Source organism: Bacteroides sp. AM23-12, from assembly GCF_003434395.1.
In the GTDB taxonomy this organism is placed as follows: Bacteria; Bacteroidota; Bacteroidia; order Bacteroidales; family Bacteroidaceae; genus Bacteroides; species Bacteroides thetaiotaomicron.
Genome location: NZ_QTLF01000009.1, coordinates 127,175 through 153,604 on the forward strand (window position 1 = coordinate 127,175; position 26,430 = coordinate 153,604).

Annotated in this window: 22 protein-coding genes; 4 read left to right on the forward strand and 18 right to left on the reverse strand. The window is 43.7% G+C overall.

Translation table 11 applies throughout. The features are described from left to right. Positions 1–462: 462 nt before the first annotated feature. The 8 genes from hisS to DW640_RS10900 form a co-directional block, all read right to left on the reverse strand. Positions 463–1,827: a histidine--tRNA ligase gene (gene hisS / locus DW640_RS10865; RefSeq protein WP_008763218.1), complete on the reverse strand. Its 1,365-nt coding sequence runs from the start codon at positions 1,825–1,827 to the stop codon at positions 463–465. 151 nt (positions 1,828–1,978) lie between these two features. Further along, positions 1,979–2,659: a zinc metallopeptidase gene (locus DW640_RS10870; RefSeq protein WP_008763217.1), complete on the reverse strand. Its 681-nt coding sequence runs from the start codon at positions 2,657–2,659 to the stop codon at positions 1,979–1,981. A 119-nt stretch (positions 2,660–2,778) separates the two neighbouring features. Further along, positions 2,779–4,095, reverse strand: a complete 1,317-nt coding sequence (locus DW640_RS10875) for an alpha-L-fucosidase (protein ID WP_008767711.1) — start codon at positions 4,093–4,095, stop codon at positions 2,779–2,781. Between the two features lie 117 nt (positions 4,096–4,212). After that, positions 4,213–5,484 carry an adenylosuccinate synthase gene (locus DW640_RS10880; RefSeq protein WP_008763215.1) on the reverse strand — a complete coding sequence of 424 codons (1,272 nt, stop codon included), beginning with the start codon at positions 5,482–5,484 and terminating at the stop codon, positions 4,213–4,215. Beyond that, the gene (locus DW640_RS10885) at positions 5,481–5,969 is read right to left on the reverse strand and encodes a Fur family transcriptional regulator (protein WP_008767710.1); all 489 of its coding nucleotides are present in this window, start codon (positions 5,967–5,969) and stop codon (positions 5,481–5,483) included. The genes DW640_RS10880 and DW640_RS10885 overlap by 4 nt, the downstream gene beginning before the upstream one ends. A gap of 163 nt (positions 5,970–6,132) precedes the next feature. Continuing rightward, on the reverse strand, positions 6,133–6,798 hold the full coding sequence (locus tag DW640_RS10890; protein ID WP_008763213.1) for a DNA alkylation repair protein: 666 nt from the start codon (positions 6,796–6,798) through the stop codon (positions 6,133–6,135). An 8-nt stretch (positions 6,799–6,806) separates the two neighbouring features. Then, a complete protein-coding gene (locus DW640_RS10895; RefSeq protein ID WP_032841441.1) occupies positions 6,807–8,855 on the reverse strand; it encodes a dihydrofolate reductase in 2,049 nt (682 codons plus the stop codon). A 94-nt stretch (positions 8,856–8,949) separates the two neighbouring features. Next, positions 8,950–9,414: an AraC family transcriptional regulator gene (locus tag DW640_RS10900; RefSeq protein WP_008763211.1), complete on the reverse strand. Its 465-nt coding sequence runs from the start codon at positions 9,412–9,414 to the stop codon at positions 8,950–8,952. A 269-nt stretch (positions 9,415–9,683) separates the two neighbouring features. Here DW640_RS10900 and recQ point away from each other — a divergent pair, with 269 nt between their 5' ends. Continuing rightward, positions 9,684–11,489, forward strand: coding sequence for a DNA helicase RecQ (gene recQ, locus DW640_RS10905; protein WP_199610341.1), 1,806 nt, complete (start codon positions 9,684–9,686; stop codon positions 11,487–11,489). Positions 11,490–11,637: 148 nt separating this feature from the next. Here recQ and DW640_RS10915 read toward each other — a convergent pair whose 3' ends face one another. Genes DW640_RS10915 through cysK form a run of 3 tightly spaced genes read right to left on the reverse strand, consistent with a single transcriptional unit; the run spans position 11,638 to position 14,554 of the window. Next, complete coding sequence (locus tag DW640_RS10915) at positions 11,638–12,726, reverse strand: acyltransferase (RefSeq protein ID WP_117578102.1); 1,089 nt, start codon at positions 12,724–12,726, stop codon at positions 11,638–11,640. A gap of 48 nt (positions 12,727–12,774) precedes the next feature. Next, positions 12,775–13,593 carry a lipopolysaccharide assembly protein LapB gene (locus tag DW640_RS10920; RefSeq protein ID WP_008763207.1) on the reverse strand — a complete coding sequence of 273 codons (819 nt, stop codon included), beginning with the start codon at positions 13,591–13,593 and terminating at the stop codon, positions 12,775–12,777. Positions 13,594–13,603: 10 nt separating this feature from the next. Continuing rightward, on the reverse strand, positions 13,604–14,554 hold the full coding sequence (cysK, locus tag DW640_RS10925; RefSeq protein WP_008767706.1) for a cysteine synthase A: 951 nt from the start codon (positions 14,552–14,554) through the stop codon (positions 13,604–13,606). 88 nt (positions 14,555–14,642) lie between these two features. Between cysK and DW640_RS10930 the strand changes: the two genes are divergently transcribed. Genes DW640_RS10930 through DW640_RS10940 form a run of 3 tightly spaced genes read left to right on the forward strand, consistent with a single transcriptional unit; the run spans position 14,643 to position 17,833 of the window. Next, on the forward strand, positions 14,643–16,478 hold the full coding sequence (locus tag DW640_RS10930; RefSeq protein WP_008767705.1) for an LTA synthase family protein: 1,836 nt from the start codon (positions 14,643–14,645) through the stop codon (positions 16,476–16,478). Between the two features lie 39 nt (positions 16,479–16,517). Next, positions 16,518–17,195, forward strand: coding sequence for a lipid A 4'-phosphatase (lpxF, locus tag DW640_RS10935; RefSeq protein ID WP_011108022.1), 678 nt, complete (start codon positions 16,518–16,520; stop codon positions 17,193–17,195). An 8-nt stretch (positions 17,196–17,203) separates the two neighbouring features. Next, positions 17,204–17,833: a class I SAM-dependent methyltransferase gene (locus DW640_RS10940; RefSeq protein ID WP_008767703.1), complete on the forward strand. Its 630-nt coding sequence runs from the start codon at positions 17,204–17,206 to the stop codon at positions 17,831–17,833. A 5-nt stretch (positions 17,834–17,838) separates the two neighbouring features. On the opposite strand, the gene DW640_RS10945 is transcribed toward DW640_RS10940, so the two are convergent. From DW640_RS10945 to DW640_RS10975, 7 genes are all read right to left on the reverse strand, one after another. Next, positions 17,839–19,158, reverse strand: coding sequence for a DUF4784 domain-containing protein (locus DW640_RS10945; protein ID WP_008767702.1), 1,320 nt, complete (start codon positions 19,156–19,158; stop codon positions 17,839–17,841). A gap of 203 nt (positions 19,159–19,361) precedes the next feature. Beyond that, a complete protein-coding gene (leuB, locus tag DW640_RS10950) occupies positions 19,362–20,423 on the reverse strand; it encodes a 3-isopropylmalate dehydrogenase (RefSeq protein WP_008767701.1) in 1,062 nt (353 codons plus the stop codon). A gap of 90 nt (positions 20,424–20,513) precedes the next feature. Continuing rightward, the gene (locus DW640_RS10955) at positions 20,514–22,043 is read right to left on the reverse strand and encodes an alpha-isopropylmalate synthase regulatory domain-containing protein (RefSeq protein ID WP_008763199.1); all 1,530 of its coding nucleotides are present in this window, start codon (positions 22,041–22,043) and stop codon (positions 20,514–20,516) included. Beyond that, positions 22,019–22,621, reverse strand: coding sequence for a 3-isopropylmalate dehydratase small subunit (leuD, locus tag DW640_RS10960; protein WP_008763198.1), 603 nt, complete (start codon positions 22,619–22,621; stop codon positions 22,019–22,021). Before leuD ends, DW640_RS10955 begins: the two co-directional genes overlap by 25 nt. Before the next feature lie 42 nt (positions 22,622–22,663). After that, positions 22,664–24,058 carry a 3-isopropylmalate dehydratase large subunit gene (gene leuC / locus DW640_RS10965; protein ID WP_008763197.1) on the reverse strand — a complete coding sequence of 465 codons (1,395 nt, stop codon included), beginning with the start codon at positions 24,056–24,058 and terminating at the stop codon, positions 22,664–22,666. A gap of 77 nt (positions 24,059–24,135) precedes the next feature. Then, positions 24,136–25,632, reverse strand: a complete 1,497-nt coding sequence (locus DW640_RS10970; RefSeq protein ID WP_072067449.1) for a 2-isopropylmalate synthase — start codon at positions 25,630–25,632, stop codon at positions 24,136–24,138. A gap of 397 nt (positions 25,633–26,029) precedes the next feature. Then, positions 26,030–26,272: a hypothetical protein gene (locus DW640_RS10975; RefSeq protein ID WP_117578104.1), complete on the reverse strand. Its 243-nt coding sequence runs from the start codon at positions 26,270–26,272 to the stop codon at positions 26,030–26,032. Between the last annotated feature and the right edge of the window lie 158 nt (positions 26,273–26,430).

A 26,430-nucleotide genomic window follows, 5' to 3' on the forward strand; every position in this document is an offset into this window, starting at 1 on the left:
TTCCGAGAATATGATCCCCAAAAGTAATTGTTACATATAATTACCATTTCATTCTATATAGTTTCCGATAGTCAGTTTTCATTCGAAACCGCATCCTTATATCTTTACAAAAACAAAAACGGCCTTTAATAAACACGGATTCTGTTTATAATAAACTTATCGCACGTTTATTATAAACGGTATCCAAGTTTATTAAAAACGATATTCGTCCCTTTTTAAGTAAGAGACGAAATGTAGCAGGCATAATTAACGACAAAATGGGGCAATAATCATCTGATCATTGCCCCATTCCAAGTTCTTCTGATACTTATAAGTAACAGTATAAAGGTGATATTTATGTATCTATTTTTCTTATTACATTCATCTTATTTATGCCTTTTCTTTTCTCAAAGATACAACATAAAAAGTCATTTGTCAAGTACTTCACCGGAAAAGCGGATATTCTTACTCTATACCCTGCTTTTAGTTGCGCAAAGCAGCTATCAGTTCTTCCACCGAAACAAGATTCTGTTCGCCGGTTTCCATATTCTTCAGCATTGCTTTGCCTTCATTCATTTCGTTCTCTCCTACGATAGCTACGAACGGAACACTCTTGGCATTGGCATAGCTCATCTGCTTCTTCATCTTTGCCGCATCCGGGAAGATTTCCGCACGGATACCTGCCGCACGAACTTTTGCCAGCATACTCATGGAGAAAGAAGCTTCTTTATCACCAAAGTTTACGAACATCAATTCCGTACCGTTCACTGCTTCCTTCGGATAAAGTTCCAGTTGATTCAATACATCGAAAATACGGTCTGCACCAAAAGAAATGCCGACTCCCGACACACCGGCCATACCGAATACTCCTGTCAGGTTGTCATAGCGACCGCCACCGGTGATACTGCCGATCTGCACATCCAGCGCTTTCACTTCGAAGATAGCACCGGTATAATAATTCAATCCGCGAGCCAGCGTCAAGTCAAGTTCGATTTCATTTTTCAAGCCCATTGTTTCCAATGTGCCCAGAATAAATTCGCTTTCTTCGACTCCTTTCATGCCTGTCTCACTGGCTGCCAGCACGCTCTTTAGTGTAGCCAGCTTTTCAGTATTGGTTCCGCTCAGCAGAATGATCGGCTGCAATTTGGCAATCGCCTCATCACTGATTCCTTTCTCTTTCAGTTCCGCATTGACGTTCTCCAGACCAATCTTATCCAGTTTGTCAATAGCCACTGTGATATCTACAATCTTATCCGCTTCACCGATAATCTCAGCGATACCGGAAAGAATCTTGCGGTTATTGATCTTAATACACACACGGATGTTGAAACGGCTGAATACTGTATCGACAATCTGCATCAGTTCTACTTCATTCAGCAGTGAATCACTGCCGACAACATCGGCGTCGCATTGATAGAACTCACGGTAACGTCCTTTCTGCGGACGGTCTGCACGCCATACCGGCTGTATCTGATAACGCTTGAACGGGAAAGTTATTTCATCGCGGTGCATCACCACGTAACGGGCAAAAGGCACTGTCAAGTCATAGCGCAAACCTTTCTCACAGAATTTGCTTGCCAGCTTAACAGCATTACGACTCAATAACTCTTCATCCGTGATGCCGGAAAAATAATCTCCGGAGTTCTGAATCTTAAATAGAAGTTTGTCACCCTCATCGCCATATTTCCCCATCAGTGTAGAAAGCATCTCCATCGACGGAGTTTCTATCTGCTGGAAACCATACAGATGATATACGTCACGAATCGTATTGAATATATAATTACGCTTCGCCATTTCTACCGGCGAAAAGTCACGAGTTCCTTTAGGAATACTTGGTTTTGCTGCCATGATATAATTACTGTTTAGTATTTTAATTGCGCAAATTTACTGCAAATTTCCGAGCAACGCTTGCATATATCTAAAAAAAACATCAATAAAAAAAGAACGCCTCCATAGTCTTTGAAAACGATGGAGGCGTCAAAACGATTAATCTTATCTCTTAGTCTCTTCTGCCCATAGCAATCATAATGTAATAGATCAGCGTAGCCAATGAACCCAGTGCAGCAACTACATAGGTGTATGCAGCAGAGCGAAGAGCGTCTTCGGCTTGCGTATGATTGTATGAATTAGTAATGCCGGATGAACTCAGCCACACAAGCGCGCGCTTACTTGCATTGATTTCCACCGGCAAGGTGATAAAGCTGAACAAAGTAGTGGTAGCAAACAGAATGATACCAATCCACAACAATTGCGGGAAGGAGTTGAACAGCAGAATACCGCCCAGCAATACCCAAGTCATGATAGAGGACGAAAAATTCACTACCGGCACCAAGGCGCTGCGCATTTTCAACGGAGCATACATACGTGCATGCTGAACAGCGTGTCCACATTCGTGTGCCGCTACGGCAGCCGCCATGATACTATTACTTTCGTATACACCTTCACTCAGATTCACTGTTTTGTTAGCAGGATTGTAGTGGTCGGTCAGCTGACCGGGTGTATGAGTTACTTGTACATCGTAAATTCCATTGTCGTGCAGCATCTTCAGAGCTACGTCGCGTCCTGTCATACCGTTTCCTGTCGGAATTTTGGAATACTTCTTGAATTTGTTCTGCAAATTCATCTGTACCAACCAACTTGCTACGGCAATACCAATAAATAATACCCAATAAGACATCATATACTTTTCATTTTAATTATTACTCTATATCTATATAAACAAATTGTTTGCCAAAAATAAAGGGAAACTACGTATGTAACGATAGTTTCCCTATGCTTTTATGAAGAATTAGCTAAAAATTAGTCAATTGTAAGTTCTACAACGTAATCAATATCTTTTGGTATCTCTGTAAACTCCAGCAACACGCCTTCTTTATTTTTAGTGAATCGGACAGGTGTGCCGTTCTTAAACAGTACTGCCTTCTTCACCTTCTTATCTGCCAAAGGCAGGAACAGGGCTTTATCCTGCAAATTCAGAATATGCACATACAGCTTGTTTCCTTTCTGCGTCGTCACTCCCCAATCATGCGGAGCAACCGCACCGCCACGGGTTCCATAAATAGTTTCACCATATTGATTCATCCACTCTCCCATTTCTTTCAACCGCTGTACGGCTACTTCCGGAAGCTCTCCGTCGGGCTGAGGGCCGATATTCATCAACAGGTTCGCATTCTTTCCGGCTGCCTTTACCAGATAATGAATCAGCGTCTTCGTTGATTTATAATTCTGATCCGTAATCTTATATCCCCACATACCATTCATCGTTTCGCAGGTTTCCAAGGGCAGGTGACTTACACTTTGTCCGGAAAGTCCTGCGGTATTTTCTCCGGGCAGGTCACGTTCGAATATCTGAATGTCTTCACCGGCAAAAGGAGTCTGATGATGGTTATTTCCTATCAGGCAGCCCGGCTGTAGTTTATGGATCATGGCATATTGTTCCGGCAATTCCCAGTTAAAGCCGGGGTTTCCATCCTGATCCCACCATCCGTCAAACCAAATGGCTCCTACCGGACCATAATTAGTCAGCAGTTCCGTCAACTGATTGTTCATGAACTGATAATAGCTTTTCCAGTCTCCTTGCGGATTCGAACGTCCTGTACCCCGTCCTGTACGTCCCCAAGGATAATCTTCCCGCGTCCAGTCAAGATGAGAGTAGTAGAAATGGAGTTTGATTCCCTGTTTGCTGCAAGCTGCTGCCAGCTCCTTGATGATATCCCGCTTAAAGGGAGTTGCCTTCACGATATTGAAGTCCGAATATTGGGTATCGAACATGGAGAAGCCGTCATGATGGCGGGAAGTCAGACAGATATATTTAGCTCCCGATGCTTTGATGGCAGCCACCCACTTATCCGCATCAAACTTGGAGGGATAGAAACCGCCTGCCAGTTTGGCATACTCTTTATAATTCAGATTATTATTTGTCATAGTCCACTCACCGGTGGCAAGCATGGCATACAGTCCCCAATGAAGGAAAATACCGAATTTATTATCCTGAAATTCTTCACGGGCTTTGAGGTTTTCTTCACCAGGCTGGTAAGAAGACTGTGCGTGGAGCCGGGAGGAGATTCCCAGACTCATACCTACTAATAATAGGAAAGTGATGAAATGTGTTTTCATAATGCGTTATAGTTAATATTGGGGGTAAAGAGAAAACAAAAAGGCGGAGTCATTTCCATTTCTCCGCCTCTCATTAAGTTATAGAACAAAGTTATTCTAGGAATAGAATAACATTTCTTATTCTTCAGTATAACGTTCGATTGTCTGGGCTCTGTCCGGTCCGACAGATACAATCTTGATTTCCACACCAAGTTGTTCTTCCAGGAAAGTCAGATAAGCATTGAATTCTTCCGGGAATTCATCTTCGCTCTGCATCTTTGTCATATCTGTCTTCCAGCCCGGCAGTTCTGCATATACAGGCTCCACACCTTCAGTGATATCATATGGGAAATAATCAATTTCCTCGCCATCTACCTTATAAGCAACACAAGCCTTGATGGTATCGAATGTATCGAGCACGTCGCTCTTCATCATGATCAGTTTGGTAACACCGTTTATCATAACGGAATATTTCAGAGCTACCAGGTCAATCCATCCGCAACGGCGTTTACGTCCTGTTACAGAGCCGAATTCATGTCCCAATGTACACATCTTGTCACCAGTCTCGTCGAACAGTTCTGTCGGGAACGGACCGGCACCTACACGAGTACAGTATGCCTTGAAGATACCGAACACTTCGCCAATACGGTTCGGAGCTACTCCCAGACCGGTGCAGGCACCTGCACAAACCGTATTGGAAGAAGTAACAAACGGATACGAACCGAAATCGATATCAAGCATCGTTCCCTGAGCACCTTCGCAAAGAACGCTCTTGCCGTCTTTCAGATAATTGTTAACCTCATGCTCACTGTCTACAAAATGGAACTGTTTCAGATATTCGATACCTTCCATCCATGCTTTTTCCAGTTCTGTGAGGTCATATTCGTAGTTCAGACTCTTCAGTATTTGTTCGTGACGAGCTTTCGCCGCACCGTATTTCTGTTCGAAATTATGAAGGATATCACCTACACGAACACCGTTACGGCTAACTTTATCCGTATAAGTAGGGCCAATGCCTTTACCGGTTGTTCCTACTTTCGCATCTCCCTTGGCTGCTTCGTAAGCAGCGTCCAGTATGCGGTGTGTCGGAAGGATGAGATGAGCTTTCTTAGAAATGTGCAAACGCTCTTTCAATGGGTGTCCCGATGCTTCGAGTGCCTCAGCTTCCGCTTTGAACAATGCCGGATCGAGCACTACACCGTTACCGATAATATTTACCTTATCTCCCTGAAAAATACCGGAAGGAATAGAACGAAGTACATACTTCTGTCCTTCGAACTCAAGTGTATGACCGGCATTCGGACCGCCCTGAAAACGAGCGACCACATCGTACTTAGGTGTTAATACGTCGACTACTTTGCCTTTACCTTCGTCGCCCCATTGTAATCCTAATAGAACATCTACTTTCATTTTTCTTTTTTATTGTTGTTACTGACTTTTTTCCGTTTATTAGCTCTGTCGCACTTGCTGCACAATCCATATATATATAAGGAGTAATGCGAAAGTTGAAAGCGGCTTAATTTTGTATTTTCGATGGCATGCTGCAATTCCTCGTTCTGAAACTCAGTCACTTTACCACATTGAGTACATATCTGATGATGATGCGTCTCGCGATTGTATGATTTTTCGTATTGGGAGGAAGTGCCGAACTGATGCTTGATGATCAGCCGTGCATTGATCAGCAGAATGATAGTATTATAAAGAGTCGCCCGGCTCACCCGGAAATTCTCCTGATCCATCATCCGTGAATAGAGCATATCGATATCGAAGTGTCCGTCGATGGAATAGATAGTTTCGAGTATGGCGTAACGTTCGGGAGTCTTCCGATGCCCGTTCGCCGTGAGATATTCTGTGAATATCTGCCTTACTGTATCTTTCACATTTTGAGTTTCCATCATCAGCACAAAATTAGCGCGAACAAAGTTAAGCCTTTTTTGTGGAAAGCAAAAGAATTTCTGAGAAATAAGTAATAAGTAATAGGTAATAGGTAATAACCGTAGTTACTTAAAATTCCATCCGGCGAATGCCCGCATGGTATTACCTATTACTTATTACCTATTACTTATTCTCCACTTCTTCTTTTACCATATTATAGAGCATCTGCTCCGCTTCCACTGTGGAATCTGCCATTCCTTCAACCATCCGGCAAACACGGAAAGCGTGTTCTTCGTTATGCTGCATATACTTACGGATAGCCAGAAGAGCTGCATTCCGCACATGATAGCTTTCTGAATGAACAGCGCAAAGTGCCTGATCGAGCAATTCGCCGGAGGCTCTTTCTGTCATATCTCCCTTTTTCATCAAAAGACGGGCAGCCGTCAGGAAACCGCAAGTCTGCACATATTCCTGTTCATCAGCCATCCAATGAAAAGATTTAGCAGGGGCATACGGCAAATGCTGGAAAAGATTCATACAGGTCAGTTCCGCAATCTCTATGTTACGGATACTTTCTACCCAGATATCAGCTATTTCGGGATAAAAGGTATCCACAGGCTGCAACATGGCTGCCATGATTTTGCATTCGCGAATGTCTTCTTTCCACAATGCCTGCGCCAGGTCATGGTTCTTTTCATACCCTTCGGCAATCATCTTTATGCGGGGGATTTCGACTCCGAAATTGAGTTTGTATACCAATCCCTTCTCACGCATACTTTGGGACACAGCCCCGTTCATAGAGAGACGGAGCTGTGTTTTGATATCCTTCAGTTGTTCTTTTATATCCATTTTCAATATTAATTATTTACGGAAGGCAACGGAGAATAATCTTTGCTGTAGCGCAACATTTGTTCTACATAGTCTTCATTATAAGACACGGTAACGTCCGTGATATTTCCATCCTTGTCAGTCACCAGTTCATAAACCGGATTTATAAAACCTTTGTAAGGAGCCAGATTCAGTTTCTTATAGCGTGCCAACACTTCGGCGTGCAAAGCAGGATCAACCTTCACGGCATAATTTTCGACCAATGTACGGGCACCCTCAAAATCACCGGTCGATTTGATTCGCTGGATTTCAGCCAGCAGTTCACCAAACAACTGACGGACTTTCTCATAATCATTGACTACAACATAGGTCTTTCCGTCCTTCTTCACCATTTCGACCACTTTGTCAGGAGCACCTTTCTCAAATACCCAGCGGGCAATCAGCTGGCGGTTGCGCATATGAGCTTCTTCGATATTATTTCCCGGTTCGATACGTACAAGCTGAGTCATCAGACCGTTCATCAGGAAAGTATAATATTCAGCTTTATAAGCCTCCGCATCCGGAACAAGTTTCAGTTCCACCAGTTTCGGGTCGGCCACATAATACAATCCGAACAGGTCGGCACGTGCTTCTTCTATAGTGGAACCATACGCTTTCAAAGCGTCAGGGTCTACTCCCGGAAGCAATTTGCCCGAACCATGTCCCAGACATTCATGTAAGTCTGTATGAAGTTCACCTGTCAGGTCGCCATATTGGTCGATCCGCTGTCTCTCTTCGTCATTGCAGACAAACTCTTCATTGAATCCGTTACCGTGGGCAGCTTTATTATAAGCATCTGTGATATTGCCGATAGTAACTGACTTAGAGCCGTGATGGGCACGAATCCAGTTAGCGTTCGGAAGATTGATACCGATGGCAGTTGCAGGATATAAGTCGCCGGCAAGAATAGCGGCAGTGATCACCTTGGCAGATACCCCTTTTACCTTTTCCTTTTTGAAAGATTTATCAACCGGCGAATGATCTTCGAACCATTGCGCATTGCTGCTGATAATCTCTGTGCGGTGCGTAGCATCCAAGTCTTTGAAGTTGACCAGTGATTCCCAGCTGGCTTTCACTCCCAGCGGATCGCCGTAACTTTCTGTAAAGCCATTAACGAAGTCAATTCTTGAATCAAGGTCTTTCACCCAAAGGATAGCATATTCATCGAAGTCTTTCAGGCTGCCTGTTTCGTAAAATTGAATCAGTTTGCTGATCACAGCTTTCTGTGCATCATTTTCGGCAACAGTTTCCGCTTTCTTCAACCAGTACACAATCTTTTCAATCGCTTGAGTATAAAGTCCGCCTACCTTCCAGACTTTTTCCTGTATTTTCCCATCTTCTTTCACCAATCGGCTGTTGAGTCCGTAAGAAACCGGAGTTTCATCTTTTGGGTCTTTCATTGCTCCGTAGAAGCTTTCCGCTTCCTGCTGAGTGACTCCGTCGTAATAATTGCAGGCAGAAGTCAGCACCAAGTCTTCACCGTCCGCCTGATTTACACGCTTTGCCAGGATAGCCGGATCAAACATAACCGGGAAGAGCTCATCACAGAGTTGTTCGGCAGTCTGTCCTTCTGATAACGGAAGTAATTGGGCGTCCGTTCCGAGCACTGCCTGTTTCAAGAAGTCCTGCGAGAAACCGGGCACAAACTTTTCCATGCCGTAATGATGATGAATACCATTGGAGAACCATACCCGTTTGAGGTACACTTCCATATTTTTGAAGTCGGGAGCCGACTTGTCTCCTTTATAATTGGTGTAAACGGCTTCGAGCATCCGACGGATTCTCAGGTTATACTTTCCGTTCTGATCAAACAGGATGTCGCGTCCTTCCAGCGCAGCCTGAGTCAGGTAATAAACCAGTTCTTTCTGTTTCAGCGTCAAGGTTTCGAATTCGGGAACCTTGTACCGCAATATTTGTAAGTCTGCAAATTGTTCCACTGTATAATCAAATTTATCTGCCTCGGCAGTTGTTGTTTTGGCCCCACCGCAGGATGCAAGGATCGTAGCGGTAACTGCCATCGAAATAAAATGTTTTTTCATAATTACTGATATTGATTAATTAAATAAGAAAAGGAATTATCCCCGAACTTTTCATTCAGAGGTAATTCCTTTTGGTCAGTATCGGAAAACGCAATTACTTCTTACTTTCAGCGTGTTTCTTGCGATATCCGTTAGGAGTTTCACCTACGTTCTTGTAAAATGCAGCGTAAAAAGATTGACGATTTGCAAAGCCAACCATTGCACTGATTTCTTCCACATTCTTGTCGGCATAACGCTTGTCTGTCAACAAATGCAGAGCGTCTTTCACTCTGTACTCATTCAACAAACAAGAGTAGTTCATACCAAAACGAGAATTCACTACTGCAGAAAGGTAGCGAGTATTGGTCTTCAACTCTTTAGCCAAATCTTTAGCTGAATAGTCAGGATCTTTATACTTCTTCTGAACTACTACAATGTTCAGAATCTTGTCATACAACTCGTCTGCCAGTTCCGGTCTGATTAATGACCGATATGCAGCCTTCTTTTCTTTCTTTTCCCTCAAATTGTAGGGACGTTTCTTTGGAGCTTCCTCCGCTTTTTTGTTCTCTAAATCACTCATTGAATTAACTGGTTAGGGTTTGTTTATTTGTTATTAATTGCTCATTCGCAACGTTACATGTTACAAATGTCTTACTTTTTTTTTAAACACACAATTATTTTGTGCATTTTTTTTCTAATAAAACAATCAAAAACCTTGAAAAAGAGGAATTAAGGGTGAATAATAAGAAACTTTAACTCTTGGGGCATTAAAATCAAAACAGAAATCGAGACATGATAAAGATTGCTAAGGAAAAGCGTACCTTTGCCACAAAGTTTAAACAAATGTTGATGAAAGAAACTCTAAAATCATATTTCGGTTATGACAGCTTCCGACCCTTACAGGAAGAAATCATCCGCCACCTGTTGAACAAGCAGGATTCACTGGTACTGATGCCCACCGGAGGAGGTAAATCGATCTGTTATCAACTACCTGCATTGCTTTCTGAAGGAACGGCTGTAGTGGTCTCCCCGCTTATCTCACTGATGAAAGACCAGGTAGAAACATTGCAAGCCAACGGCATCGCAGCAGGAGCACTCAATAGCAGCAATGACGAAACGGAAAATGCCAATCTCCGCCGTGCCTGTATCGAAGGACGCCTGAAACTGCTTTATATTTCACCGGAGAAGCTGATAGCGGAAAAGGACTATCTGTTGCGGGATATGAGTATTTCGCTCTTCGCAATTGACGAAGCCCACTGTATTTCCCAATGGGGGCATGACTTCCGTCCTGAATATACACAAATGGGAATGCTCCATCAGCAGTTTCCGCAGGTACCGATTATTGCATTAACGGCAACAGCCGACAAAATAACCCGTGAGGATATAATCCGACAGTTGCATCTGATACATCCCCGGACGTTTATTTCTTCTTTCGACCGTCCCAACATCAGCCTGGACGTAAAACGCGGTTTTCAGGCAAAAGAGAAGAATAAAGCGATTCTGGAGTTTATCCATCGCCACAGAGAAGAAAGTGGAATCATTTATTGTATGAGCCGTAATAAAACGGAAACTGTAGCACAAATGCTGCAAAAGCAGGGAATCCGATGCGGTGTCTACCATGCCGGATTGTCTCCGCAGCATCGGGACGAGACTCAGAATGACTTCATTAATGACCGTATTCAGGTAGTATGCGCCACCATTGCTTTTGGTATGGGAATTGACAAATCGAATGTCCGATGGGTTATTCATTATAATCTTCCTAAAAGTATTGAAAGTTTTTATCAGGAAATCGGGCGTGCCGGACGAGATGGCTTACCAAGCGATACTGTATTGTTCTATTCACTGGGCGATCTGATCCTGTTAACTAAATTCGCCACAGAAAGCAACCAACAGACAATCAATCTGGAAAAGTTGCAACGTATGCAGCAATACGCAGAAGCGGACATCTGCCGCAGAAGAATCCTGCTGAGCTATTTCGGAGAAACCTCAACAGAAGATTGTGGCAATTGTGATGTCTGTAAAAACCCTCCACAACGCTTTGACGGTACAGTCATCGTACAAAAAGCGTTGAGCGCCATAGCTCGTGCAGAACAACAAATAAGTACAGGGATATTAATTGATATTCTTCGTGGAAGTTATTCGGCAGAAGTTACGGCAAAAGGATATCAGGAATTAAAGACGTTTGGCGCAGGAAGAGACATACCACCTCGTGACTGGCAGGATTATTTACTTCAAATGCTACAACTAGGCTATTTCGAAATAGCCTACAATGAAAATAACCATCTCAAAATCACTCCAAGCGGAAGTAACATTCTTTTTGGAAAAGCGAAAGCAATGCTTGCCGTGATTCATCGGGAAGAAATCGTCACAGGAAAAGGGAAAAAGAAGAAGGTGGTCATCGCAAAAGAACTTCCTTTCGGTATCCCCGGTGGAGAAAACGAAGATTTATTCGAAGCACTACGGGGATTGCGGAAACAGATTGCCGATCAGGATGGTCTTCCGGCATATATCATTCTATCGGATAAGGTGTTGCATCTGCTCAGTATTTCACGGCCGACTACCATCGAAGCATTCGGAGAAATCAGTGGTATCGGAGAGTTTAAGAAGAAGAAATATGGAAAAGAGTTTGTGAATCTGATTAAGCAGTTTGTATAATAATGTATTGAGCCGTCCCATCGATTTACCTTTAATAAAGAGTAACTTATTCAAGCGTAACCAGGAAGGACCATATAATAAGATGAGTAAACAAAAAAGGGAAGCAATCGCTTCCCTTTTTTGTTTAATTCAAGAACATCCGATCTATTTAGCCTATAATCCATTTACTGCCCGGTATGAATGAGATAATCTTTGTCGTTATATAACAGCAGACAAATGTAGTCACTGCAATACATGGGATGGCGGAAACAGTAGGCAGTTCCAGCGTATTTTTGAATACTGTCGCCCATAACCCGAGCCAGAATATATGCATAAGGTACATACCATAGCTAAGTTTCGACATATCTGTTACGAAACGCGGAGCTTCCGGCCGATTTATACAAGTGAAGAGAAGGAATGTACCCGCTGTAAGAAGTACACAGTTAATCGTACAGAAAGCCCATCCTATTTCTATGACAGGGGTAGAATGAGTAATTCCGGGAATAGCCTGTATATAGAATGAGTAAATAGTCAGCGCAGCCCCGGCAACCATTGAAATGAGTCCTACAATGAAACGTTTGGAACGATCCCATTTTAAGTGTACACGTATGTAGTGTGCCAACACAAGATATCCAAGATAGCCTGAGAAATACCACAACATATGGTATTCGTTCCAAAAACACTGCCCCCACACTTCACCAAACCAGCGATTGAAGTACGGCATACACGTTGATAACAGGAACAGTCCTATGAAGAAACGTTCTTCTTTTGCAGTGGCTTTACTCAACCAAGGAGATATAATAGGTATAAACAGGTAAAGACTTATCAGGGGATACATGAACCAAAGGTGTCCGGCAAGCGTCGGGAAGTTCAGGAATATTCGAGACATATCCTTTATTGATGTCTCGCTGTCTATCTGTCCCCACAACATCGGCAGGATACTATAGAGTATCATAAATATAAAAAACGGTGGCAGGATATGAGTGAAGCGTCGGCGGTAGAACTGCCATGAAGTCTGTCCCTCCTTCATCGGTACCAGCAGATAAGCAGAGACAATCATAAACAATGGTACTGCCATGCGTGAAAAACTATCGTACACGGCCACCCACAATCGGTCTGCTTCACTGGCTAAAAAAGATTGCGGTCCCGCCATGTCCGTAGATCCGGCAGCACCATAAAAGTTTTCACTGGCGTGTACCACCATAACGAGGAAACATGCGAACACGCGCACGTAATCTAAAAAAACAATACGTTTCATTTTCTGTTTGGGTATTAATTAGTAGTAATATGTTTTTAGTTTTGTCTTTTATTTACATTGTTTCAGCTGCTCGTGCAAATCAGCAGGAGGTATGCCCAGCGAAATAGCTTTTTCAAAGTCCATCTTTGCCAATGCTTTCTTTTTCTGTGTCAGATAAATATTGCCACGCAACAAATAGGCATCCGCCGAAGAAGGATTCAGGCGAATAGCTTCCTCCAAATCGACCAAAGCCAGATCTTCATGCTTCATCTCCCGTTCCACATCTGCACGGGCAATGTAAAGAGTCGCGTCTTCGGGAGTTGCCGTAATCATCTTATTAAGAATTTCGAGCGCTTCCTTGAATTTTCCTTCTTTCTGTTCCAAGGTAGCCAGCCCAAGCCGACCGCTATAACTTTGCGGGTCAATCTCCAACAAGCGATTATAATCGATTCGTGCCGCGGGGTAATCCCTCCGGAGCACATAGATATATGCCCGCATCAACAGCGCTTCTTTATTCTGTTTATCTTCGTCAAGTACCTGACAATAATCGGTATAAGCACGGTCTGTATTCCCCATTTCCAGATTAATCGCAGCTCGGTCCAGCAGAATAGGTACTGCCAATGGAGCAAAGTTCAGCGCAAAAGAATAAGATTCGAGTGCCTTGTCATATTCACCCAACCGACGCTGTACCAATCCCAGATTGGAAAAAAGCATAGCATTCTTTGCATTCTTCGGCTCCAGTTTCAAAGCCTGAAGCAGTAGTTCTTCGGCTTTGGAAAGACTGTCCATTTCGATATATTCAATTGCCTTTTCTGATAATTGCTGATAGGTCTGCGCACACAGGGCAACCGGAAAGCTAAGAAATAAAATTAAAATAATTCTTATCATGATTCAAATATTAATCCAAAGGATAGGCATCAAAAGCGAACAACTCGGTCGACAGATAACGTTCTCCCGTATCAGGTAACAACGCAACGATTTTTTTGTTCCTGAACTCCGGACGCTGTGCCAACTGACGGGCTGCATATACGGCCGCTCCCGAAGAGATTCCGGCCAGCAAACCTTCTGTTGCAGCCAATTCCCGCCCCGCACGAATGGCTTCGTCATCGGGCACACCGATCACTTCATCCACTACAGAAGCATCATAAAGTTTCGGAATAAAATTCGCCCCGATTCCCTGTATGCGGTGTGATGCTGCCTGACCTCCTGCCAATATGGGAGACGACGCAGGTTCAACCGCAACGATATGAACATCCGGATTATGTTTTTTTAAGGCGCGTGCCACGCCGCAAATCGTACCTCCGGTTCCTACTCCGGCAACGAACACTGCCACTTCACCATCCGTATCCCGCCAGATTTCTTCTCCTGTTGTCCGCTCGTGGACAGCAGCGTTCGAAGGATTTTCAAACTGTTGCAGGATCACCGATCCGGGGATACTATCGCGCAACTCCTGCGCCTTGGCAATAGAAGCAGCCATCCCGCCCAAGCCATCTGTCAGCACAATCTGCGCCCCCAGTGCTTTCAACAGGTTTCGCCGTTCCAGACTCATCGTTTCGGGCATAGTCAATATCAGGTGATACCCTTTAATGGTAGCTACCATCGCCAGTCCGACTCCCGTATTTCCACTGGTCGGTTCGATAATGGTGGCACCGGGTTTCAGTGCCCCGCGGGCCTCCGCATCTTCAATCATAGAAAGAGCGACTCTGTCTTTTACGCTTCCCGCCGGATTAAAAGCCTCCAGTTTAGCGATAATATTCTGATTAAGACCATACTTTCCACTATATCCGGAAAGTTCCATTAGAGGTGTATTACCCACTAAATCTGTTAATTTATTCGCAATTTTTGCCATCATTCACCTCGTTTTATCAGGTTGATGCGCAAAGATACAGAAAAGAATTGTACCTTTGTCTCCGTTCAATATTTTTAAGTTTATAGATATGAAAAAGAGAATCCTGCAATTTCTCACGACTTATTTTTTGTTCGTTCTTCTGTTTGTCCTTCAAAAACCTATTTTCATGGCTTACTACCATGAACTCTATACAGACGCCTCAATCGGCGATTATTTCAGCGTGATGTGGCACGGCTTGCCGCTGGATTTCTCACTGGCAGGATATCTGACTGCCATCCCGGGCTTCCTGCTTATCGCTTCCGCCTGGACAAAATCTTCCATACTACGCCGCATCCGGCAAGGTTACTTCGGAATCATCGCTTTTGTGATGTCCTGCATCTTCATCATCGATCTGGGCTTATACGGTTTCTGGGGATTCCGGCTGGATGCCACCCCGATCTTCTACTTCTTCTCATCTCCGAAAGATGCCATGGCAAGCGTCAGCTTCTGGTTCATATTACTCGGAATCCTAGCTATGCTGATCTATGCAGCCATCCTCTACGGTATTTTCTACGCCGTACTTATCCGGGAGAAAGCACCGTTGAAGATACCTTATCAGCGGCAGTATGTATCTCTCGTCCTTTTATTACTGACAGCTGCGCTCTTCATTCCTATCCGTGGCGGTTTTTCCGTATCGACAATGAACCTGAGCAAAGTATACTATAGCCAAAACCAACGGATGAATCATGCAGCCATCAATCCGGCATTCAGTTTTATGTATTCTGCTACCCATCAAAACAATTTCGATAAGCAATATCGGTTTATGGACCCGAAAGTTGCAGATGACCTGTTGGCCGAAATGCTGGATAAACCTGTGGCAGCAACAGACAGTATCCCGCAAATTCTAAATACTCAACGCCCGAATATCATCTTTATTATCCTCGAAAGTTTTTCTACACACTTAATGGAAACAATGGGGGGACAGCCGAATGTAGCAGTGAATATGGATAAATTCGGTAAAGAAGGAGTGTTATTCACTAATTTCTACGCAAACAGTTTCCGGACGGATCGAGGACTGGCATCTATTATCAGTGGTTATCCCGGTCAGCCGAGTACCAGCATAATGAAGTATCCTGAGAAAACGGACGGACTTCCTTCCATTCCTCGCAGTCTGAAAAATGCCGGATACAGTTTGGAATACTATTACGGAGGGGATGCAGACTTCACCAATATGCGCTCTTATCTGGTTTCATCGGGTATTGAGAAGATTATCTCCGAGACGGATTTTCCTTTGTCCGAACGTCAGGGTAAATGGGGAGCACCGGATCATACACTTTTCCAACGTTTCCTGAAAGACCTCAAAGAAGAGAAGCAGCAGGAACCTTTCTTTAAAATCGTGCAGACATCAAGCAGTCACGAGCCGTTTGAAGTTCCGTTCTACCGATTAGACGATAAAGTGCTGAATGCTTTCGCCTATGCTGATAGTTGCGTAGGAGATTTTGTGAGACAGTATAAGGAGACCCCGATGTGGAAGAATACACTGATCGTACTTGTACCGGATCATTTGGGAGCTTATCCGCGTCCGGTAGAAAATCCGCTGGAAGGGCATACAATTCCGCTAATACTGATCGGAGGAGCCGTGAAAGAACCACGAGTAGTAGACACATACGCTTCGCAGATCGATATTGCCGCTACGCTACTTTCTCAGCTCGGATTGCCGCATGATGACTTTACTTTCAGCAAGAATATCTTTAATCCGTCTTCTCCCCACTTCGGGTATTTCACGGAACCGACACTGTTTGGCATGGTGACTGCGGAAAATCAATTAGTGTACAATCTGGATGCCAACACCGTCCAGATAGATGAGGGGACAGAGAAAGGAGCCAATCTGGAAAAAGGCAAAGCCTTCCTTCAGAAACTATATGATGACCTGGCTAAACGATAAGATCAGACAAATCCACCTTTTAATAATACGATTTATTTTATGATAGAATTTCTTTCGGATATAGACACCCAACTGCTTTTGTTCTTCAACGGAATACATTCGCCTTTCTGGGATTACTTCATGAGTGCATTCACAGGTAAAGTTATATGGGTCCCGATGTATGCCAGTATCTTATATATACTGCTCAAGAATTTTCATTGGAAAGTGGCTTTGTGCTATGTGGTAGCGATCGCCCTCACTATCACGTTTGCCGATCAGATGTGCAATAGTTTTCTTCGTCCGCTGGTAGGTCGCCTGCGTCCCTCCAATCCGGAAAATCCGATAGCGGATTTGGTCTATATTGTGAATGGAAGACGAGGAGGAGGATTCGGTTTCCCTTCCTGTCATGCTGCCAATTCTTTCGGACTTGCCATATTTCTGATTTGCCTGTTCCGTAAACGCTGGTTAAGCATATTTATCGTACTTTGGGCATTTACCAACTCTTATACACGCCTGTACCTGGGATTGCATTATCCCGGTGATTTAGTAGCAGGAGCCATTATCGGTGGATTCGGAGGTTGGCTGTTCTACTTTATCGCCCACAAGTTAACGGCACGACTTCAGTCAGACACTCCTGTTCCTGGAAAGGGTGCCGGAATGAAACAAACAGAAGTTATGATCTATACCGGATTGCTGACTTTAGCAGGCATTATCATCTATTCCATCGTGCAAAGTTAGTTTATAACATGGGCAAAAGAAATATCATCCATAAGTTATTCCACAATCTCAAAAAGCCTGAAGGCTTTTGGGGAAGAGTCATTCTCCGGGAAATGAACAAACGACACACTTTGCTTTCCGAATGGGGAATGTCACATATAGTATGGAATAAGGAATGGAATGTGCTCGACATTGGTTGCGGTGGCGGAGCCAATCTTACACAGCTGATGCATCGCTGTCCGCAAGGAAAAGCATACGGCATTGACATTTCTCCGGAAAGTGTCCTTTTCGCACAGAAGAAAAACAAGAAATATCTTTCCACCCGCTGTTTTATAGAACAAGGCACGGTAGACACACTGCCTTATACCGATGAAATGTTCGACGTGGTCACTGCCTTCGAGACGGTTTACTTTTGGAACGATCTTCCGAAAGCATTCACCGAAGTAACACGGGTATTAAAGCGAAACGGACATTTCCTGATTTGCTGCGAACTGAATAACCTGTCAGTCAAAACTTGGACAAATCTGATTGACGGGATGATTATTCGTTCTTGTGATGAATTGAAATCCATACTCTTGCAGTCCGGCTTTGTCTCCATTGCTTCATATAAGCATGAAAAAGGGCCTTTGTGCATAGTAGCCCGGAGAAGAGCTGAGTAATAACCTTATCGGGCTAATACGATTTCTGAATAAGGAAATCCGCCCCCTGGATATAATGACTCCCAGCTACCTTTTAGTAAATCATATACATAAATCAGCCTTCCATTCCGACTACCATCAAACAATACATAAAGCTCCTGTTTCTTAAAATCATCCGAAACAAGTGTGGCTACTGAACACGCAGCATTAGGGAATGTGGTGAAAGGTTCATCCAGCATCTTTGTAGTCGGGTTCCATAGCCTAAATTCTGTTCCATCTCCCTCTGTTATTGTAGCACCATTTCTCTTCGATACGATATATCCGCCAACACGTGTATATTTAGCCGTTCCCATACCTTCTACAGGCTTAACTATCCAAAAAGGGATCAATGCCACAGCCTCTATCGGTTCGCCAACATATATACTTTTCTCTTCTATATTTTGCCCGTTCAAGACTACTGGTGAAAAAGTTCCATCGCCGTTATCAGCCGAACAGAGTATATTTCCATCACTCATTTGTATACAGGGATAACGTGACAATGCTTCAGCCTTCATCCCTTCGGGCAGCAGAAAACCATAATCAGGTTTCTCCGGCACATACATTCTGGTATAGGGCATCACATTAACTGTTTTAACAAATAAACGGTCTCCGCCTTGATATACCCCAAATACAGAGTTAGCGGTCGCTATCCCCATTGTTACAAGCTGATCAGCTCCCGGCTTTTCCCAATAGTTCATAGAAAGATCATAAAGTCCGGTCGTACGGCGATCATCCTTCGTCCATACTCCACTAAGGCTCCAGCTTCCGGGAAGGTTGACTACACAAGAGAAGTCTTGATTGTCTGCAAGTCGTACTATCTCTGCCGTCTGAGGCTTTTCAAGATTGATGTATTCGATAGCATGAGGACGGTGGGTATTGGAACGGGAATTAATGATACCATAAAGCTGAAAATCTTTGGGTGCCTGTCCATCCGCCACCGAAATCTTTCCTAAAGACATCATTTGACCGGAGCGGCGTAACAAGATTTCCGTTGTAGAAGCAGGCCAGTGTCCGGGAGCCAGAAAAGTAATGCTCGTAGCCGTCTTTTCCGTTATAACACCCCGTCCTCCTTTAGCATATCCTTCATGCAGCACTTCGTCTTGAAGCGGCCAGCGAATATCGAACATGATTTCATCATTGTCTTGAAATCCTTTCGCCATTATCGTTACCTTCTCACCGGGCTTGAATACTGTTCCCGAAGCAGGCATTACAACATTGGTTACTAAAATCGGTTGTTCGTCCTTGTCATCAGAACTACACGCTGCAAGCAGCAAACCCAACAGTAAGAATAGATAATTTTTTGTCATAGCACTTGTGTATTAATCTGTGCAAATGTACTGTTTTTCATTAGCAAATATCTTACTCTTTTACTTTTTAACAGTCCGACTAGTTTTTTCTCCCAACGGACTCATTTTCTTCAGTAAAAAAACAAAGAAACGGAATGAACAAAAAAGAGGCTGAACTCCATTTAAAGAATCCAGCCTCCATATATCTTATTCAGAATATCTGTTTAAGCCTTCTTGATATAGTCAACAATCCACTGTCCTACTTCCTTTGTACCGTATTTGGCACCATCGGCCACTTGAATTTCAGGTGTACGTACGTTTTCATCCAGTGATGCATCAACCGCCTTACGAATCAGCGCACCTTCTTCCTTGCAGTCGAAGTATTCAAATAACATAGCTACAGACAGAATCTGTGCCAACGGGTTCGCAATATTCAAGCCCTTCGCCTGTGGCCATGAACCATGAATCGGTTCGAATACTGGAGTACTTTCACCGGTAGAAGCTGAAGGAAGCAATCCCATAGAGCCGCTGATAACAGAACCTTCGTCAGTCAGAATATCCCCGAATGTATTTTCAGTCACCATCACGTCAAAGAAAGCTGGTTCTTGGATCATCTTCATGGCAGCATTATCCACAAACATATAGTCAGTTGTCACCTCCGGATAATTGGGAGCCATTTCCTGTGCAATCTGACGCCACAGACGGGAAGAAGCCAGAACATTTGCCTTGTCTACCACAGTCAGGTGCTTTCTGCGTTTCATTGCATATTCAAAAGCAACTTTCAGGATACGTTCAATTTCCGGACGAGTGTAGTAGTTTGTATCGTATGCTTTATCATTATCCTGATATTTCTCACCGAAGTACATACCGCCGGTCAGCTCACGGATGCAGATGAAATCCGCATTCTCAACCAGTTCCGCACGCAACGGAGATTTATGGATCAGGCATTTGAATGTCTGTACCGGACGAATATTAGCAAACAATCCCAATTTCTTACGCATTGCCAGCAATCCCTGCTCCGGACGAACTTTCGCAGTAGGGTCATTATCAAACTTCGGATCACCTACGGCCGAAAACAAAACAGCATCTGCATTCTTGCAAACCTCATATGTTTCTTCCGGGAACGGATCACCTACTTTATCAATCGCATCTGCACCGCAGATTGCATATTCGTAACTTACTTTGTGGCCAAACTTCTCGCAAACGGCACTCATTACATCTACACCTTGTACCGAAATCTCCGGTCCGATACCGTCGCCTGCTAATACAGCAATTTTAAAATCCATGTTACTTTTCTTTTTATCTTTTATACTACTCAAAGTTAATTAATCTCTGTCATATCGGAAGCATCAAATGCATGTTAATATAAAATCAACTTATTCTTCAAGTAGATTCAACATCTTCATTGTTGCTTTGATGGCAGCCTCCGTCTGGTCGGCATCAAGTCCACGGGTACGGAACACCTGTTCGTCATAGTTCCAGGTAATTACTGTCTGCACAAATGCATCCGTACGCCCACCCGGTGGGATAGATACCGCATAATTCGTCAACATGGGGAATTTACGTCCTAACGTCACTTTATAAATTTTGCGCAACGCACGTACGAAAGCATCATACTGACCATCGCCACTTGAACTTTCTTCGTATTCCTTTCCGTTTATTTCGATCTTTAAAGTCGCCATCGGTTTCAGACCGTGAGCCAGATTTACAAAATAACTCTTCAGCTTGACCTTCTCGCCTATCGCCCCGTGTTTCAATACATCCGATACAATATACGGCAAATCCTCCTGAGTCACCAATTCTTTCTTGTCCCCCAGTTCAATGATTCGCTCCGTTACCTTGCGCATGGCATCTTCATCGAGTTCCAGTCCCAGATCTTCGAGATTCTTACGGATATTTGCCTTTCCACTTGTTTTTCCTAAAGCATACTCACGCTTACGTCCGAAACGTTCGGGAAGTAAATCATTACAATACAAATTATTCTTATTATCGCCGTCGGCGTGAACGCCTGCAACTTGTGTAAAGACATTCTCTCCCACAATCGGTTTATTGGCAGGAATCACAATACCGGAATAGGACTCTACCACCCGACTGACATCATTCAGGCGGCTTTCGTCAATATTGGTCATTGCATTGAAATGATCTTTCAGAATAGCCTGCACACTGGAAAGGGGTGCATTACCGGCCCGTTCGCCAAGTCCGTTAATCGTAGTATGCAGTCCTCTGACACCGCTCAACACGGCAGCCAGCACATTACTTACCGCCAGATCATAATCATTATGCGCGTGAAAATCAAAATGGGTATTCGGATAACGCTTCTTCATCTTCCGCATATATTCTATCACCTGCAGCGGGTTCAGGATTCCCAATGTATCGGGCAACATATAACGTCTGATGCTTGTCTGCTTCAAGCCATCCATCAACTGAAACACATATTCGGGAGAATCTTTCATTCCGTTACTCCAGTCTTCCAGATATACATTCACTCCGATATCCTGTTCATCTGCGTAATGTACTACGTTGATAATATCTGCGATATGTTCTTCGGGAGTCTTTTTCAATTGTTGGGTGCAATGTTTCAATGACCCCTTACAAAGAAGATTGATGACACGGCACCCGGTACGTTGTATCCAGTCCACCGAAGTATGACCGTCCACAAATCCCAACACTTCCACTTTCTGAAGCAGATTGCGGCGGGCCGCCCAATCACAAATCATCTTCACGGCTTCAAACTCACCTTCCGATACACGTGCTGAAGCAACCTCTACCCGGTCTACCTTCAAATCCTCCAATAGTAAACGGGCAATCATTAGTTTCTCATGGGGCACAAAAGATACTCCGCTGGTTTGTTCACCATCACGGAGCGTTGTGTCCATGATCTCTATTTTGACGCCTTGTTTTCCCATTCTTCTATTTTATTTTTATTGCTTAGCAAGAAGTCTATGTCATCCAGTCCGTTCATCAGACAAAGTTTCTTATAAGCGTTGATTTCAAAATGTTCACTCTTACCCGTTGCTTTATTAGTGATGGTCTGTTCGGGAAGGTTCACTTCCACTTCCATCTTCGGATCAGCAAAGATCGAGTCGAAGAGTTCCTGCAAAAATCCTTCAGTAACAACTACCGGAAGTACGAAGTTGTTCAACTCATTATTTTTGTGAATATCGGCAAAGAAGCTCGATACTACCACACGGAAACCATATCCGGCAATCGCCCAGGCTGCGTGTTCGCGGCTGGAACCCGAACCGAAGTTCTTTCCTGCCACCAATATCTGTCCGCTATATGTAGGATCGTTCAGCACAAAATCTTTGTTCAAGGAACCATCGGCATTATAACGCCAGTCACGAAACAGGTTATCACCGAAAAACTTCTCTTCACGAGTCGTTGCTTTCAGAAAACGTGCCGGAATAATCTGGTCAGTATCTACATTCTCTAAAGGAAGGGGTACACAAGTACTTGTTATTATATTAAATTTTGTCTTAGCCATCTTTCTGTTTACAATTTAAATATTTACAAATTACGATTGAAATTACATCAGTTCACGCGGGTCGGTAATCACTCCTGTCACCGCAGCGGCAGCAGCAACCAACGGGCTGGCCAGTAAAGTACGGGCTCCCGGTCCCTGACGACCTTCAAAGTTACGGTTACTGGTTGATACTGAATATTTTCCTGCAGGAATCTTGTCATCATTCATCGCAAGGCATGCTGAACATCCCGGCTGACGGATTGCAAATCCCGCTTCAGTCAATATCTTGTCAATTCCTTCCTTACGAATCTGTGCATCAACCATCCATGATCCCGGAACCAGCCATGCGATTACATTATCCGCTTTCCTGCGTCCCTTCACTAGAGAAGCGAATGCGCGGAAGTCCTCAATACGGCCATTAGTACAAGCACCCAGAAATACGTAATCAATCTTTTTACCCAGTAACGATTCACCCGGCTGGAATCCCATATATTCCATCGATTTTTTGAAAGAAACCTGTGCAGCCTCTCCCATTCCTTCCGTAGTAGGAATGTTTTGCGTAATTCCCATTCCCATGCCCGGATTGGTTCCGTACGTAATCATCGGCTCGATATCCGCTGCATCAAAACGGACCTCCTGATCGAATACGGCGTCATCATCGCTCTTCAGCGTTTTCCAGTATTCCATAGCCTGATCCCATGCTTCCCCCTGCGGAGCATTCTCACGTCCTTTGATATATTCGAAAGTCACTTCATCCGGAGCAACCATACCACCACGTGCTCCCATTTCAATGGACAGATTACAAAGAGTAAGACGTCCTTCCATAGTCAGATTGCGGATGGCCGAACCTGCATATTCCACGAAGTAACCGGTAGCTCCGCTGGTAGTCATCTTAGACATCATGTACAGAGCGACATCTTTCGCAGTCACTCCTTTACCCAGTTCGCCATCTACGGTAATTCGCATTGTTTTCGGTCTTGACTGAAGGATACATTGTGAAGCCAGTACCATTTCCACTTCACTGGTACCGATGCCGAAAGCGATAGCTCCCATTGCACCGTGAGTAGAAGTATGCGAGTCACCGCAAACAATCGTCATGCCCGGCAGTGTCAGTGCACGTTCCGGACCTACCACATGGATAATTCCGTTTTTAGGATGCATCATACCGAAATGGGTCAGACCGAAATCTTTCGCATTTTTCGTCAGTGTATCCACCTGAGTCTTGGAGATCGGGTCTTCAATCGGTTTATCCTGATCATGTGTCGGAGTATTGTGATCGGGCATACAGAATACCTTTTCCGGACGCAATACCTTGATGCCACGCTCGCGCAATCCGGCAAAAGCCTGCGGACTGGTCACTTCATGACAATATAAACGATCAATATAAAGTTGTGTCGGCCCATCTTCCACCGTAGTCACCACGTGGGCATCCCATATTTTATCAAATAATGTATTCATCTGTTATATCTATTTTTACTATGTATGATTTATAATTAATGCAGGGTACGTATTTCAATACCACTTTCGCTGTTCCTTTATGCCTTGAATTTATTAATACAGTCAATATAAGCTTCTACCGATGCGGCTATAATATCCGTATTTGCTCCGAAGCCATAATAAATCTGATTATCATATTCCACCTGCATATGAACCTTACCTACATCATCACTTCCCTTGCTAATAGCCTGAATAGTGAATTCTTTCAATGTCATGTGACGATCTACGATCTTTTTCAGAGCCTTGATGGCAGCATCCACCGGACCATTACCACTCGCACAAGCTTCAAACTTCTCACCGGAAATATTCAGTCCCAGACTAGCAACCGAACGTACACCGACACCACTTGTCACCTGCAAATACTCCAACTTAATACGATGATTCTGGCTGCGGTCTGCTCCTGCCAATACCAATACATCATCATCATTGATATCTTTTTTCTTATCGGCCAGTTTCAGAAACTCCTCATATACCTTATCCAGTTTTTCCTGATCCAGGTTAACTCCCAACAACGACAGGCGATTCTTCAATGCCGCACGTCCGCTACGGGCAGTCAGTACGATAGAGTTATCATCGATGCCTACATCATGCGGATCGATAATCTCGTAAGTTTCTACATTCTTCAACACACCATCCTGATGGATACCCGATGAATGGGCAAAAGCATTGCGACCTACGATTGCTTTATTCGGCTGGACAGGCATATTCATCAAACTGGATACCATACGGCTGGTCGGATAAATCTTCTGTGTATTGATATTGGTCTGAATATCGATCTCATGATGACTCTTGATAATCATTGCGATTTCTTCGAGAGCGGTATTTCCAGCACGTTCGCCGATACCGTTAATGGTCACCTCTACCTGACGGGCTCCATTCAGAACACCAGCAATCGTATTTGCTGTTGCCATTCCCAAATCGTTATGACAGTGAGTAGAAAGAATCGCGTTATCAATGCCGTCTACATGATCTATCAAATATTTAATCTTTGCACCATATTCGGAAGGCAGACAGTAACCCGTCGTATCCGGTATATTCACCACTGTCGCTCCCGCTTTGATAACCGCTTCTACCACACGTGCCAAATATTCATTGTCCGTACGTCCTGCATCCTCTGCATAAAATTCCACATCATCCACAAAACGACGTGCATACTTCACTGCTGCTACCGCGCGTTCGATAATCTCTTCCCGATTGGAGTTGAATTTATATTTAATATGAGAGTCAGAAGTACCTATACCTGTATGGATACGTTTATGCTTGGCGAATTTCAAAGCGTCTACCGCTACATCAATATCCTTCTGAACAGCACGGGTCAAAGCACAAATAGTGGGCCAAGTCACCGCTTTAGAAATTTCAATCACAGAATTAAAATCTCCCGGGCTGGAGATGGGGAAGCCGGCTTCAATTACATCGACCCCCAAAGTTTCGAGTGCCTTCGCTACCTGAATCTTCTCCACTGTGTTCAACTGGCATCCCGGAACCTGTTCACCATCCCGAAGGGTGGTATCAAAAATAAATAACCTATTGTCCATCTTCTATCATTTTATGTTATTATTGGCTCAAAAAAAAACCTTTCACACTTGGAAGTGAGAAAGGCTTTCGTATATTTTCAGTATACACATTTACGCGCAGCACTCACTTCCACTAACCTTTGATAGTAGAATAATAATACCGCATAGTAGAATATGTATAAACATCTGATTCATTTTTTGTCTCTTTTATAGTTTGACGGTGCAAAGGTATGGATTATTTCTGTACTACCAAATAATACGTTACTTTTTTATCGAAAATAATTTCATTTCATAAGTTAAAGTCGGTTATTAGCAGAAAAGTATTACTAATAAAGCCCCGTATTTCATCAAACAGAAAAAGGGGGCATAGTGCGGACACACTATACCCCCTTTTAATTTATCGTTCTAAATCAATAGATTACTTTTTATCACAGCATTCCTTCTTTTCTGTGCAATCAGCTTTCTTATCGCAAGCAGTAGCACAAGAGTCTTTCGCCTGGCAGCAAGAGTCAGTTGCTTCAACAGCAACAGCTTCTACAGTTTCAACTGTTGCTTCTTCACCTTTAGAAGCGGCAGCGTTATTAGCTTTGTTACCAGAACAAGAGATCACAGCGAAAGAAAATGTTACTGCTACAGCAGCCAAAAAAAGTTTTGTTTTCATACCTTTTAATTTGCTTTAAACGTTTAATAAAATAATTGTCGTCGGCAAATATAGCTATTTTTTCCTAAACTGCCAAAACAAGAAATCCCCGCCAGTCAATAAAGACTGGCGGGGCTTCTCTAAAAATGGCGGCTACCTACTCTCCCACTGTTACGCAG